13 protein-coding genes and 2 pseudogenes are annotated in these 12991 nt (G+C 44.4%); 2 read left to right on the top strand and 13 right to left on the bottom strand.

From position 1 onward, the window contains the following. Position 1: 1 nt before the first annotated feature. The 7 genes and pseudogenes from astA to rpe all read right to left on the bottom strand — a co-directional run bounded on the left by astA (position 2) and on the right by rpe (position 6869). A complete protein-coding gene (gene astA / locus ACH19P_RS03660) occupies positions 2–1021 on the bottom strand; it encodes an arginine N-succinyltransferase (protein ID WP_462157144.1) in 1020 nt (339 codons plus the stop codon). A gap of 95 nt (positions 1022–1116) precedes the next feature. After that, positions 1117–2327, bottom strand: a pseudogene (locus ACH19P_RS03655) (aspartate aminotransferase family protein). A 370-nt stretch (positions 2328–2697) separates the two neighbouring features. Next, complete coding sequence (locus ACH19P_RS03650; RefSeq protein ID WP_462157143.1) at positions 2698–3858, bottom strand: HDOD domain-containing protein; 1161 nt, start codon at positions 3856–3858, stop codon at positions 2698–2700. A gap of 10 nt (positions 3859–3868) precedes the next feature. Next, positions 3869–4451 (bottom strand): annotated as a pseudogene (locus tag ACH19P_RS03645) (anthranilate synthase component II). Positions 4452–4514: 63 nt separating this feature from the next. Further along, the gene (trpS, locus tag ACH19P_RS03640) at positions 4515–5519 is read right to left on the bottom strand and encodes a tryptophan--tRNA ligase (RefSeq protein ID WP_462157142.1); all 1005 of its coding nucleotides are present in this window, start codon (positions 5517–5519) and stop codon (positions 4515–4517) included. 19 nt (positions 5520–5538) lie between these two features. Then, on the bottom strand, positions 5539–6198 hold the full coding sequence (locus ACH19P_RS03635) for an HAD-IA family hydrolase (protein ID WP_462157141.1): 660 nt from the start codon (positions 6196–6198) through the stop codon (positions 5539–5541). Beyond that, complete coding sequence (gene rpe / locus ACH19P_RS03630) at positions 6195–6869, bottom strand: ribulose-phosphate 3-epimerase (RefSeq protein WP_462157140.1); 675 nt, start codon at positions 6867–6869, stop codon at positions 6195–6197. The genes ACH19P_RS03635 and rpe overlap by 4 nt, the downstream gene beginning before the upstream one ends. A gap of 233 nt (positions 6870–7102) precedes the next feature. Between rpe and ACH19P_RS03625 the strand changes: the two genes are divergently transcribed. Both ACH19P_RS03625 and ACH19P_RS03620 read left to right on the top strand, forming a co-directional pair. Then, positions 7103–7420, top strand: a complete 318-nt coding sequence (locus ACH19P_RS03625; protein ID WP_462157139.1) for a hypothetical protein — start codon at positions 7103–7105, stop codon at positions 7418–7420. Between the two features lie 9 nt (positions 7421–7429). Further along, positions 7430–7606: a DUF2970 domain-containing protein gene (locus ACH19P_RS03620; RefSeq protein WP_462157138.1), complete on the top strand. Its 177-nt coding sequence runs from the start codon at positions 7430–7432 to the stop codon at positions 7604–7606. Here the strand turns inward: ACH19P_RS03620 and ACH19P_RS03615 are convergent. From ACH19P_RS03615 to sspA, 6 genes are all read right to left on the bottom strand, one after another. Beyond that, positions 7565–8443: a Dam family site-specific DNA-(adenine-N6)-methyltransferase gene (locus tag ACH19P_RS03615; RefSeq protein ID WP_462157137.1), complete on the bottom strand. Its 879-nt coding sequence runs from the start codon at positions 8441–8443 to the stop codon at positions 7565–7567. The genes ACH19P_RS03620 and ACH19P_RS03615 overlap by 42 nt on opposite strands. Positions 8444–8507: 64 nt before the next feature. Then, a complete protein-coding gene (locus ACH19P_RS03610) occupies positions 8508–9932 on the bottom strand; it encodes a hypothetical protein (protein WP_462157136.1) in 1425 nt (474 codons plus the stop codon). Continuing rightward, on the bottom strand, positions 9932–11002 hold the full coding sequence (gene aroB / locus ACH19P_RS03605; protein WP_462157135.1) for a 3-dehydroquinate synthase: 1071 nt from the start codon (positions 11000–11002) through the stop codon (positions 9932–9934). The genes ACH19P_RS03610 and aroB overlap by 1 nt, the downstream gene beginning before the upstream one ends. A gap of 21 nt (positions 11003–11023) precedes the next feature. Continuing rightward, positions 11024–11542 carry a shikimate kinase AroK gene (gene aroK, locus ACH19P_RS03600; RefSeq protein ID WP_347391207.1) on the bottom strand — a complete coding sequence of 173 codons (519 nt, stop codon included), beginning with the start codon at positions 11540–11542 and terminating at the stop codon, positions 11024–11026. 221 nt (positions 11543–11763) lie between these two features. Further along, entirely contained in the window at positions 11764–12249 is a 486-nt protein-coding gene (locus ACH19P_RS03595; protein WP_462157134.1) for a ClpXP protease specificity-enhancing factor, read from the bottom strand. Further along, positions 12249–12875, bottom strand: a complete 627-nt coding sequence (gene sspA, locus ACH19P_RS03590) for a stringent starvation protein SspA (protein WP_347393584.1) — start codon at positions 12873–12875, stop codon at positions 12249–12251. The genes ACH19P_RS03595 and sspA overlap by 1 nt, the downstream gene beginning before the upstream one ends. Positions 12876–12991 lie beyond the last annotated feature (116 nt).

Below are 12991 nucleotides of genomic sequence, written 5' to 3'. Positions count from 1 at the left end.
CTTATAATGCTGCCACGCACACACTGTCACCCTCTTTCACTTTTAGGGCATCAGCAACGTGCTGGCTTAAAATAATCGTTGTATCGTCATTGCAATCAATGTTGGCTTCTATCACCATCGCGCGGTAATCAGCAATCGATTGGTTTGCAACCATCAGCGCGGTTTCACCTTGCGCGTCACCAATTTCTACTGTGCGCATTGTGCTATTCATGACTGTACGAATATTGTCAACTTTAGCTTCAACCGTTGGACCGGCATCGAAAATGTCGACATAACCATTAAAGGTAAACCCTTCACTCTTAAGTAGCTCAATAGCAGGACGGGTATTGTCGTGCACTTCACCTACTACCTGTTGCGCCTCTTTGCTCAACAGATTGACGTAAATTGGGTATTTCGGCATTAGCTCAGCAATAAATACTTTTTGACCAATTCCCGTGAGATAGTCCGCTGTTGGGAAGTCCATTGAGAAAAAATGCTCTTCAAGCCACTGCCAAAACGGACTGTTGCCATTTTCATCAGACACGCCGCGCATCTCAGCAATGACTGTCGGCGCAAAGCGCTCTCGGTGCTGATTGATAAACAAGAAGCGCGACTTTGAAAGCAACTTCCCGTTGAATTTCTGGCGAAACTTTTCTTTTAGGAACAGGGTACAAAGCTCCGTCGCACCGGTGTAATCATTACACAGCGTAAGAATATCAACGGCCTTATATACACCTAGTGTACGTGAAGAGTGAATCACTTTTGATTGGTGATAATGATAAAATGCATCATCGAGACCCACTGCCGCTTCAATACCGCATGTGCCGGCAATCTCACCGCTTTCGCTGTCTTCAAGAACAAACAAATAACCTTCGTCGCCCGCTTTGTCGGTAGGCTTTGAAAATGATTCGACTGAGCGCTCAATTTTGTTGCGCAGTAGTTCCTCGTTCAAAGGTAACGAGGTAAATCCATGACCCGACTCTTCTGCAATAACGAGCAGTTCTTGAAAATCTTCTTGTCGGATTGGGCGAAGAATCATCATAGATCCGCTTACTCCCTAAAAGTTAAACCGAACAGAAGCTTGCACTCACATACAGTAGTACAAGCTTCACAAATAACGCTAAACAGGCTTTCTGGCTAGCGGCTTAAACTAAACTTGCTACCGCTTTTTTCGAAGCGCGCCATGCCTTCACGGATTTCTTCTTCAGAAATAACCAACGACGGCGTGAAACGCACTACATCAGCACCAGCAACAAGCGACATTAAGCCGTGTTCCATGCTCGCTACTAGGAATTCACGTGCACGACCTTTGAACTTATCATTCACAACGGCACCAATAAGCAGGCCTTTACCACGTACTTCGCTAAACACATCATATTTCGCGTTTATGTCATTAAGTAGTTGTTTGAATAGCGCTTCTCTTTCTTTTACGCCATCAAGCACAGCTTGGTCGTTGATTGTGTCAAATGCCGCCTCAGCTACTGCACAGGCCAGTGGGTTACCACCATAAGTCGAGCCATGAGTACCTGGTTTAAGGTGTTTAGCTATTTCTTTGGTTGTCAGCATCGCACCGATTGGGAAACCACCGCCAAGCGCTTTTGCAGAGCTCATGATATCTGGCGTTACGCCCAACCCTTGATATGCGTAGAGCTTCACCAGTACGACCTACACCTGTTTGTACTTCATCGAAAATAAGCAGTGCATTGTGCTTATCACACAGCTCACGAACTAGCTTTACGAACTCAGCTTCTGGAGCAATGATGCCGCCTTCACCTTGTAGTGGTTCCATCATAACCGCACAGGTGTTGTCGTCGATAAGGGCTTTAAATGCATCTAGGTCGTTGTAGTCACAGTGCACGATGTCACCAGGCTTTGGTCCGAAACCATCAGAATAAGCAGCCTGACCACCCACAGTTACAGTGAAGAATGTACGACCGTGGAAACCCTTATTGAACGCGATAATCTTCGACTTTTGCGCACCATAGTTATCAAGTGCCCAACGACGTGCAAGCTTTAAAGCAGCTTCGTTTGCTTCTGCACCTGAGTTCGCGAAATACACTTGCTCAGCAAATGTTGCATCGGTCATTTTCTTAGCTAGACGTAATGCAGGCTCATTTGCCCAAATGTTCGATAGGTGCCAAATTTTCTCGCCCTGCTCTTTTAATGCAGCAACAAGAGCTGGGTGACAATGGCCTAAACAGTTAACCGCGATACCGCCGGCAAAATCGATATATTCTTTTCCTTGCTAGATCCCATACACGCGCACCTTCGCCGCGTACCGGAATAACCTCAGACGGGTTGTAGTTAGGAACCATTACTTCATCAAATAAAGCGCGATTAACTGTCATTTTCATTCCTCATTGAGTCTGGTTAACGCTAGGGTGCTCGGTGAGAGTGAGATTCAACCAATAACTTCATATGTGAATGAGTGCGTTTGGTTGCTCTAGGTTAACACTGTAAAAACCACGATTAACGTGGCAGTAGCACTACTTGGATTGCAGCATTATTTCAGAAAATCGAAGCGAAGTCTCATGCAAAGCTTTCATGTAGACCGCGTGTTTAAAGGGATTGAGGGTAGATTTTCACCCTGAGTGAATAACTATTATATTGCCAACAGTGACGAATCCCAGCAGACCTATATTGGCTGTGAGGGCAAACGATGTTGGCAGTTTGAATGAATATACGTAAAAAAATTTACAAAAAATTTTCAGTTGACGCTTAATTTGCGTCAATTTTTAGAGCCAAGCTGTTTAAATTCGCATTTTCCAGCAGTTTAATCTGATCCTCTTCGAGGCCCACATATTTAAACCACAAAGCTTGTTCATCTGGCTCGATAAGCTGATGTTCTTTGAGCATCAGACATTGGCTGAAGCAACTAGCCTGCACGATGGTTTTTGCTTCTCCCGACTGCAGGTATGGCTCAGCCAGCGCAATATCATCTAGTAATGCATTGAGAGGAAGGTAACGCAGCTCCATTTTTTCTACGAGTCTGCGGGTAACTTCCATCGAGCGCTCTACAAATAAGTTACGTAGGTACAGAGGATCCGGCTCAATCCCAATAAGTGCATCATGGAGTACTTTGTTCCCCTCCTCGCGTGCCAAACGTACTTTACGTTGCCAAATCTGCTGGAAAATACGCAGATAGAGTCTCGCCAGCGTTACTTTACCCAATTCCATAAACAGTGAGCCGATATAGGCCGAAAAACTATTTTGCTCTTTCGCATTCGCCAATTCATGCGATGCAATTGCACGAGTCATCGCAGACTCTCGTAGCTTTCGCTTGAGCAAGCTGAAAGGCTCAGTGCTATGTGGCAACCAATGGCGCATGGCAAATGTAGGGACTGTGAGCTTAAGATTCTCTAGGCCCAAATAGCGTAGAGCTAGCGCTGGAGTATCTATTTTCACTGCTCGGGTATTTCGTTCTTGGCGATACTGGGGAAGGTTGACCAAAGCGACGAGCTCACGACCGAGCCAACTAAGGTCATTGACCAAAGGTTCCAAGCGACTAATATTCGCAGCACGGGCAGCTAAAATATCAATCATTGCTGGCACTGCATCTTGAATACCGAGTACCTCAGAATACAGGTTATCCAAGTCTTCAAGCTGAGCAGTGATTGCATTATCAATTATCGCATGTAAGTTGGTACTTACCTTTGCCCTAAACTGTGCTTGTTTTGAGGTATCTTGTTTGCGTTTAGATTGAGCAGCTTGCTCTACTGCCAACAGAGTGCGTTTTTTCAGCGACTCATCCGATTCGGAGTCAAAAGTCTTGATAAAACCGAGTTGTTGTTGGGCAAAGCTATGTCCCAGCAACAAATCGTTAAATCGCTGCTCAAGGGCATTTACTCGCTGTCTTATTTGCTCTTCTTTTGTCGCCATGCCTTGGTCGTTAATATCTATCTATAAAATGTTGCAGCATATCCAAGCCATGTTCAGTTAGGATAGCTTCTGGATGGAATTGAATCCCCTCTAACGCCTTTGAAGTATGAACCAAACCCATAATTTCATCCATTGTGCCGTCGTTATTCTCTGTCCAAGCAGTCACTTGCAAGCAAGAAGGGAGTGTTTGGGGGTTAACTACCAGAGAATGGTAGCGGCATACTTCAATTTTGTTCGGGAGCCCAGCAAATAAACCACTATCTGTGGTGTGAATCCAAGAAGTTTTACCATGCATCACTTGCCTTGCTCGAACGACCTCAGCTCCCAATGCTTGGGCGATTGTTTGGTGCCCTAAACACACACCTAAAATGGGTATCTCTCCTTGGTAACGGCGCACCACGTCCAAGCAAATACCTGCTTCATTCGGGCTACATGGGCCTGGAGACAAAACTATATGTTTTGGCTTTAGCTCTTTTATCTGCTCGACATCAATCTCGTCATTGCGTTTGACTAGCACATCTTGGTCTAAACGCTGGAAATACTGCACTAGGTTAAAGGTGAATGAATCGTAGTTGTCGAATCATCAATAACATGGAATCTACCATTAAAAAGCCAAGCTAAGCTTGGCTTTAGAAGTAAGTTAGCTCAGTCGAGTTCTATCGACGAGGTATAAATCCAAGTGCGTCGTACACAGCCTTCAGAGTTGGCTCTGCTTTAGCGCGCGCTTTTTCTGCACCTGAAGCCATGATTTTTTCCAACAACGTTTGGTCTGCACGGATCTCAGCAAAACGTTGTTGAATAGGTTCAATCATCGCCACAACTGCATCTGCAGTGTCTTTCTTCAAATGACCATACATTTTGTCTTCATATTCTGGCACAAGCTCGTCAATAGAGCGCTTTGTTGCCACCGAAAGAAGCGTCAGTAGATTAGAAACTCCTGGCTTTTCTTCACGGTCGAAATAAATACGAGCTTGCTCATCAGAGTCGGTCACTGCCTTTTTGAGTTTTTTCTCAATCTTCTTCGGCTCATCTAACAACATAATGTAGCCATTTGGATTGTCGTCAGATTTAGACATTTTCTTCAGTGGGTCTTGAAGGCTCATCACTCGCGCACCGAATTCTGGGATATACGGCTCTGGCAATTTAAATACCTCACCATATAAGTTGTTAAAGCGTGTCGCGATGTCACGAGTCAACTCGAGGTGTTGTTTTTGATCCTCACCTACAGGCACTTGATCTGCTTGATAAAGTAAGATGTCAGCAGCTTGCAATACTGGGTAGGCAAACAAACCAACATTTACGTTGTTTGCATGCTTCAATGACTTATCTTTAAACTGAGTCATACGGTTAAGCTCACCCATCTGTGCGTAACAGTTCAGTACCCACGCGAGCTGGGCATGCTCTGGTACTTGCGACTGAACAAACAGTGCTGCTTTCTCAGGATCGATACCACAAGCTGCATACAGAGCAACACCATCAAGCACGCGAGAGCGCAGAACTTCTGGCTCTTGGCGAATAGTGATTGCATGCAAATCAACGAGCATAAAGTAACTTTCATGATGTTCTTGCAAACTAAGCCACTGGTTAATGGCGCCAACATAATTGCCGATTGTCATACCACCTGTTGGCTGAATGCCGCTTAACACTACTGGTTTACTCATGATGTTCCTTTGTTACTTATCAATTAATGGCCGTGATTATATCTAAGAATTGCCCACAGAGGTACTGTGGATTGTACTGGCTTAGGTCCTCACCTTGGTTATATCCGCAGGTTAAAGCTAGACAATCAACATGCGCTGCTTGAGCAGCTAAAATATCGGATTTTGAATCCCCTATCATCAGGCATTTTGTCGGCTCAACACCGAGTTGTTGGCACGCGCTTAAAACGGGTTCTGCAGAGGGCTTTTTGGCTCCATCATCGCCACACACCAATACTTCAAAATGCGTACTTAAGTTCATTTTTTCGAGTAATTCGACGGTAAATCGACGCGCTTTATTTGTCACAACTGCTTTGGGGATTTGGGAAAATGCAGCCAGCACAGTCAAAACATGTGGATACAAGCCGCTCGATTGACCAATAACCTCATGATAATGGGTGTAAAATAACTCTGTCGCGCGCTGGATTTCAGTTTCGCTTAACATTGGATTAGCATACATATCACCACTTAACGCACGAATAACGAGCTGCTCTATACCGTTACCTACAAACTGGCTCACCATAGTGTGAGAGATAATTGGACGAGCCAAGTCTGTAAGCATTAAATTGGTAGCGATATACATATCTGGTACGCTGTCTACTAACGTGCCATCTAAATCGAATAAAATAGCCTCGTATTTCACTGTGCGACCTTCGCCAATTCTGCGCGCATCTGTTGTACAACCACTTGGTAGTCAGGCTGATTAAAAATAGCGGAGCCAGCAACAAACATATCAGCGCCTGCAGCGGCAATTTCTGCAATATTTTCTACTTTCACACCGCCATCCACTTCTAAACGAATATCACGACCGCTGTCATCGATGATTTTGCGGACTTGTCGTAGTTTTTCTAACGTATGAGGAATGAAGCTTTGACCACCGAATCCTGGGTTCACTGACATTAACAAGATGACATCAAGCTTATCGATAACATGCTCCAGTACATGCAATGGTGTTGCAGGGTTAAAGACCAACCCAGCTTGACAACCATGCTCTTTGATCAGACCCAGAGTGCGGTCAACATGCTCACTCGCCTCGGGGTGAAAGGTGATGATACTTGCACCAGCCTTTGCGAATTCTGGCACCAATGAATCAACAGGCTTAACCATAAGATGCACGTCAATCGGCGCTGTGATGCCGTAATCTCTTAACGCTTTGCACACCATAGGTCCGAAAGTAAGATTGGGAACATAATGGTTATCCATAACGTCAAAATGCACAACATCAGCACCAGCCTCAATCACGCGCTCAACATCTTCGCCTAGGCGCGCAAAGTCAGCCGACAGAATCGAAGGCGCGATAAGGTACTCTTTCATTACATAACTCCTTTGAACGGGGGCTTATACTGTATCAAAAAAAGACGTAACTGTGCGGGCGCGCAAGCGAGACTTTAACAGTTATTTAGAAACAGCATGTTACACCCAAAAAGTTAACATTTATGAAACATAAAGCCATTATTTTTAAAGAAAAACACAGCATTATTCCCAAAAGTTCAGTTGTTTTTTTAACCAATCTTGCGTAAGCTTAACGGATAGCTTAAGGAGTGGAGATGGATATGTTGTTAGGAGTAAAAAAACACATGCTGCTGGGGAGCGTTGCCGCGTTCGCCGTCATGTTTGGTGCCTACAGTATCCAAGGCAGCTCTTCTTCCAATGCAAATACAGGATGTGTATGTTCAGCAAGCAACTCATCATACTCAAACGAGCGCAGTGATCAATGCGCCAACCAGCAAGCAAAGCAATCTTGGTTAGCTTGGTTTACCGGTGACAGCCGAAGCGCCCAATTCCATTATTTAGACTTGTTAGAACTACTCAGTCGTGACGACAACAAGAAAAACGCTCGTCAATTCTCAAACAAAAGTTACTAATCCCATTGTATGTGGTCTCAAATTCAAGCTGTTCTTGCCGCCTTTTTTGGTGTGCAAAGTAGCGCAAAGCGAGAGCATGATTTTACCCACCACAAACCAAGTATCATCATCGCCATTGCCATCGTATTTTTTGTAATGTTCGTTTTAGCTGTGGTCGCCTTGGTTCAGTTTGTACTCCCGGCCTGATAAATACATCGCCATCAATTCATTTACTTTATTGCGGCCATTCCCTTTTGGACTAATGGTGCGTTTAACAGCGAGCACATCGATATCAGCTTGTTCGTATATTTTGCGCGTCCAGACAGTATCGTGATTAGATATGAGGACAGATGTATTTTGCGTACCAGCAGCCTGCTCAGCTAAATTGGCTAGATTGGCTTGATCATCGAGGTTAAAGCCTCCTTTAGCATAACTGGTAAATGACGCCGTTTTACTCAAAGGTACATATGGCGGGTCACAATATACGACGGCAGCACTTGGCAATGACGTAAAAACATCTTTGTAACTTTGACAAGTGAATGTGGCACGCTGTGCCTTTTGCGCAAAGAAGTACATTTCATGTTCTGGAAAGTACGGCTTTTTATACTTACCAAACGGTACGTTAAAGATACCTTTTAAATTGTAGCGACACAGACCGTTATAGCCATGTCGATTCATGTAAAGAAAAAGAATCGCGCGCTCATAAGCATCTCGGCTTTCGTTGAAACGAGTACGTAAACCGTAATAAATATCAGGGTCATTATTTAGCTGAGTGAAGAGTTTGCGTGCGTCACTAATAAACTCATCAGGTGCGTGTGTTAATTCTTTATAGAGATTAATAAGATCAGCATTGATGTCATTCAGTACATAATGCTCGAAGTCCGTGTTTAAAAATACGGAACCGGCACCAACAAACGGCTCAACTAGGGTAGATGCTGTGCTCCCTGTTAGCTCTTGGGCTTGGTTTAAGCGCTTGGCAATGTCTTCAACCAAGCTGTATTTTCCGCCCGCCCATTTTAGGAAAGCACGGGTTTTCTTCTGCATCAATTCTTCTAGCTCGTTTCTACGTTTTATTCTTAGTATGCTTAACCTAAGCCGGTGCCAAATTCTACCGCATTTGTGCAACGGGTTGCGAATTTATCTCGGCTTTTATCTGCTTAATTTGTTTCGCATAAGGCTCTATTCCAGGTACCTTTTCTTCCATTTCAGCTCGCAGTTGTTGGATTGACTCTCTCTCCCCAACCACTGACCACGTAAGCACGTGCCAGCCTTTGTCGGCTCTGAAGTAATGTTTGGTGTTGTCAGCTAAGTTAAAGCGATTTATGAAGTCTTCGATCTGCTGCTCTTTAGACATGATAGTTAACTGCCAGAGCCACTGTTCATCATTCTGTGCTAGATACCACGCATGGTCAAAAAGCATTGAATCATCTGCTACCAAATCAGTTGCTTTTGGAGCTGAGGAATCCTCAACAGTCTGTATTTGTGAGCCTTCAGACAATACTTCTGCAGATGCCGACTCTGCTATTTGATTCTGGCTAATATCTGCTGACTGTTCTGGCTGCAAATTTGTAGAACCCTTCGTCTCAATGAGTGTAGTAGCCTGCATCCCCTTGGACAATGCATCGGATTCTTCAACCTGAGGCTCGGGGTTAAGCAAAGGCTCAACCGGTGTCTCAATATGCTGACTCGAAAGCGCCTCTGCGATCACGGTATTATTCGACAATGATGCCGCATCGTTTTGTTTTTCATCGTCATCAATCGCTTTTATTTCAACGAGTTGAGGGTTCTGAGATAATTCCTCTAACAACCCAGAGGCACTAGGCTGCTGATACTGATATACGCCACCAATTGCTAACAAAGCAACCAGTAATCCACCCGCGACTAACCATTTAGTTTTATTCGCCTTCCTCTCAGCCTTAGGCATTTGTTGTTCACGTTGCTGCCATTGTAGTAACAATGCCGGGTTGCCTTTACATTCGTTTAAGAACTCAGCAAAAATAGGATCTTCTCGGTGTGGAAGGTTGGTGTAAAAGTAACTTAATAAACGCAGGCTTTCGGCATAAGGCAAAGGTTCCAGGTGAATATCAATGGCGCTGCTTAACAATCCACTTTGCGATGAAGCACACAACACAAATAAAGTACACGGCGCGTGTTGTGCAAGCCATTCCAATTCAGCCAGTAACTCTTCGGACAGCTGCTTAGCATTGTCGATAACCCACAGGATCTCGCGTGGACCCAGCTCTTTAACAAGGCGTAAGAAGTTCTCGCGTAGAGACAACGACACATCTACTAGCGGGTAAGAGAAACTATGCTCTAGTAAATAGGTTTGAATATCAGCATCTTGACTCGATGCTTTGGCATGCACATAAGCCTTGTTAAAGTTGTCATAATGGTCCGTAATAAAATGCTCGAGTAAATAACTTTTCCCGAACCCTGATCCTGCAACAAGGTGAATCAGGTTCTGGCCATAACTAAACTGAAGGGCAATTCGTTTCGCGAGCGCCTCACGTGATGGGAGAATTTGCGATTGCATTAGTGTGCGAGCAGACTCTGTAGCTCTTGCTCAGACACATCGTCAACCAGCGCACATCGACCAAACTCGGTTGGCAGAATAAAACGAATGCGACCAGCTTTGTTCTTTTTATCTTTGCGCATATGTGTCATGAATTGTTCAAACGTCATTTCCTGTGGAAACTCGGTTGGCAGTTCATATGCTTTAATAACCGATACTACACGTGCTAATTCATCAGCACTTAAGTTACCGCGCATCACCGCCAATTTCGCCGCTAACACCATACCTGTTGCAACTGCTTCACCGTGAAGCCATTTTCCGTAACCCATTTGCGCTTCAATGGCGTGACCGAAGGTGTGCCCTAGATTAAGTAAAGCTCGTATACCAGACTCTTTTTCATCTTGCGCTACAATTTCGGCTTTGATAGCGCAGCAGCGATAGATAATCTGAGGCAAGAGCTCTGGGTGCAAAGATTTAATTGACTCCACTTGAGCCGCTAATGAAACAAATAGCTCAGTATCATAAATAAGGCCGTATTTGATCACCTCAGCCATACCTGCCGCAAATTCTTTGCCTGGTAAAGTGGCTAGCACAGCAGTATCGATAAACACGGCTTGAGGCTGATAAAAAGCACCAATCATGTTTTTGCCTAACGGATGATTTACAGCTGTTTTACCACCAACTGAAGAGTCTACTTGGGAAAGTAACGTTGTTGGAATTTGAATAAATGGCACACCACGCTGATAGCAAGCTGCAACGAACCCAGTAAGGTCACCAATTACACCACCCCCAAGAGCAATCAAACAAGTATCACGACCACAATTATTCTCAAGTAAAAATGCATTGATGCGCTCAAACCATTCTAAGGTTTTGTATTGCTCACCATCTGGCATCACAAATATTAAAGGTGCTTGTGAAGCGAGCGCTTGACTAAGCGTATCGAGATAAAGAGGAGCGATGGTTTCATTGGTAACAATCACAGGTCTGCGATTGCCTACATAGTGCAGGAGCCGCTGACTATCAGTCAGAAGATCGCTACCAATGAATATAGGATAACTGCGCTCACCAAGTTCAACATTTAGTTCCAGCATGCGCAATTCTCCTTGAGGTATTTAGAAATTAAGTTTCTCGATGATTTGATTTGCGACCACTTTGGCGCTTTGTTCATCGGTACGCACAACGATATCAGCCACTTCTTGATAAAGTGGTTCGCGCTCTTCAGCTAGGCGCTCTAATACGTTCTTCGGTGCTTCCTCAGTTTGCAGTAGAGGACGACGCTTATCACGTTGTGTACGCGCAACTTGCTTTTCAATTGGGGTCTCTAGGTATACAACAATACCACGTGCAGACAGTTTGTTACGTACTTCTTTACTGACTACTGAGCCACCACCTGTTGCAAGTACGATACCTTGAAGCTCAGTCAGATCAGTGATCACTGCTTCTTCACGACGACGGAAACCTTCTTCGCCTTCGATATCAAATACCCACGCGATGTCCGCACCTGTGCGGCGCTCAATTTCGTTGTCTGAGTCATAGAACTCAAGGTGTAGTTGGTCTGCAATGTGGCGACCAATTGTGCTCTTTCCGGCCCCCATAGGACCCACTAGAAATATATTACGTTTCTCAGCCATATCTTTTAGTACAAACGAACTCTAAAATTTGAAATAAAACCCCGCCTCGCGACTGGCCCCAAAATTCAAGGGTGAGATTATCTCAGTAATTTATGCCTATTTTCAAGCATAATACTGCAAATAATTACAGTAGGCGGTCGGTCGATTATAGAAATCCCACACACTTAAGACGATGAGTCTTTTCTTGCAGAGGATTTCTATTTTAGCCGAATCTGAATAGGCTACTTAATCACTTTTAAGTGACTACCTTTTTTGCCTTTATTGTCGTCCTGACTTTTATCACGACTAGCTTGCGGATTTGGATTGTCAACTGCCTCTAAACCACTTTGCGGTTGAACCACTTCGTCAGTTTCTGCAATTGATGGTACTGCTCCAGAACGTTCCTGCTCTTCGTAAGTCTCATCTTGAGTAAATACGGTACCTTCACCGTTTTCTCGGGCATAGATTGCAAGCACAGCACCCATAGGCACAAACACTTGCATAGGCTGACCACCGAAACGTGCGTTAAAAGTCAGCAAACTATTATCCATAGAAAACTGAGTTACTGCACTTGGGCTAATGTTCAGTACAATTTGCCCATCTTGGACAAATTGGACTGGCACTTGCACATTCGGAAAATCAGCGTTAACAACCAAGTGCGGTGTGCACTGGTTGTCAACTATCCAATCATAGAAGGCGCGTAGCAGATAAGGTCTGTTCGGCGTCATTATAGACGGATCTCACGTTCTGCTTCAGTTAATGATGCTTGGAACGATTCACGCTCAAACAAGCGGATCATGTACTCTTTGAGCTCTTTACTACCTGCACCATTTAATTCGATGCCAAGCTCAGGTAAACGCCATAATAATGGAGCTAAGTAACAATCAACTAGGCTGAACTCTTCACTCATAAAGTAAGGCGCTTCGTTGAAAATAGGAGCAACAGATAATAGTGCTTCTGTTAACTCTTTACGCGCTTGCTCTGCGTCACTGCCGCCAGCGTAAATCTTAGCTGCAAGTGAATACCAATCAGTATCGATGCGGTGCATCATCAGGCGGCTACGACCGCGCATTACTGGGTAAACTGGCATTAACGGAGGATGCGGGAAACGCTCATCCAAATATTCCATGATGATGTTTGCTTGATATAAACCTAGCTCACGATCTATCAAAGTAGGAACTGTGCCGTACGGGTTAATCTCGTGCAAAGCCTCTGGCAAATTATCCTTTTCCGCCAAATGGATATCCACGCTAACACCTTTTTCAGCCAAGACAATACGAACTTGATGGCTGTACATACAATTAGCACCGGAAAACAGCGTCATTACAGGGCGTTTATTGGCAGCAACGGCCATGCCTACCTCCATTAAAAAATCACAAAGTACATAATACTTTTCTTGCCAAAACCAACGTCAGTTTATCGTGAATGTCGGTAATGACTTTAAACGGCAATAGGGGCATACGCCCCTAT

The sequence above is a fragment of the Pseudoalteromonas sp. GB56 genome, assembly GCF_054923835.1.
This window is presented reverse-complemented; position numbering and strand designations above follow the sequence as displayed.

Coding starts and splice junctions, on each gene's coding strand:
- astA (WP_462157144.1), bottom strand. CDS start 1,021: ATGATGATTCTTCGCCCAATCCGACAAGAAGATTTTCAAGAACTGCTC.
- ACH19P_RS03650 (WP_462157143.1), bottom strand. CDS start 3,858: ATGGCGACAAAAGAAGAGCAAATAAGACAGCGAGTAAATGCCCTTGAG.
- trpS (WP_462157142.1), bottom strand. CDS start 5,519: ATGAGTAAACCAGTAGTGTTAAGCGGCATTCAGCCAACAGGTGGTATG.
- rpe (WP_462157140.1), bottom strand. CDS start 6,869: ATGAAAGAGTACCTTATCGCGCCTTCGATTCTGTCGGCTGACTTTGCG.
- ACH19P_RS03625 (WP_462157139.1), top strand. CDS start 7,103: ATGGATATGTTGTTAGGAGTAAAAAAACACATGCTGCTGGGGAGCGTT.
- ACH19P_RS03620 (WP_462157138.1), top strand. CDS start 7,430: ATGTGGTCTCAAATTCAAGCTGTTCTTGCCGCCTTTTTTGGTGTGCAA.
- ACH19P_RS03615 (WP_462157137.1), bottom strand. CDS start 8,443: ATGCAGAAGAAAACCCGTGCTTTCCTAAAATGGGCGGGCGGAAAATAC.
- ACH19P_RS03610 (WP_462157136.1), bottom strand. CDS start 9,932: ATGCAATCGCAAATTCTCCCATCACGTGAGGCGCTCGCGAAACGAATT.
- aroB (WP_462157135.1), bottom strand. CDS start 11,002: ATGCTGGAACTAAATGTTGAACTTGGTGAGCGCAGTTATCCTATATTC.
- aroK (WP_347391207.1), bottom strand. CDS start 11,542: ATGGCTGAGAAACGTAATATATTTCTAGTGGGTCCTATGGGGGCCGGA.
- ACH19P_RS03595 (WP_462157134.1), bottom strand. CDS start 12,249: ATGACGCCGAACAGACCTTATCTGCTACGCGCCTTCTATGATTGGATA.
- sspA (WP_347393584.1), bottom strand. CDS start 12,875: ATGGCCGTTGCTGCCAATAAACGCCCTGTAATGACGCTGTTTTCCGGT.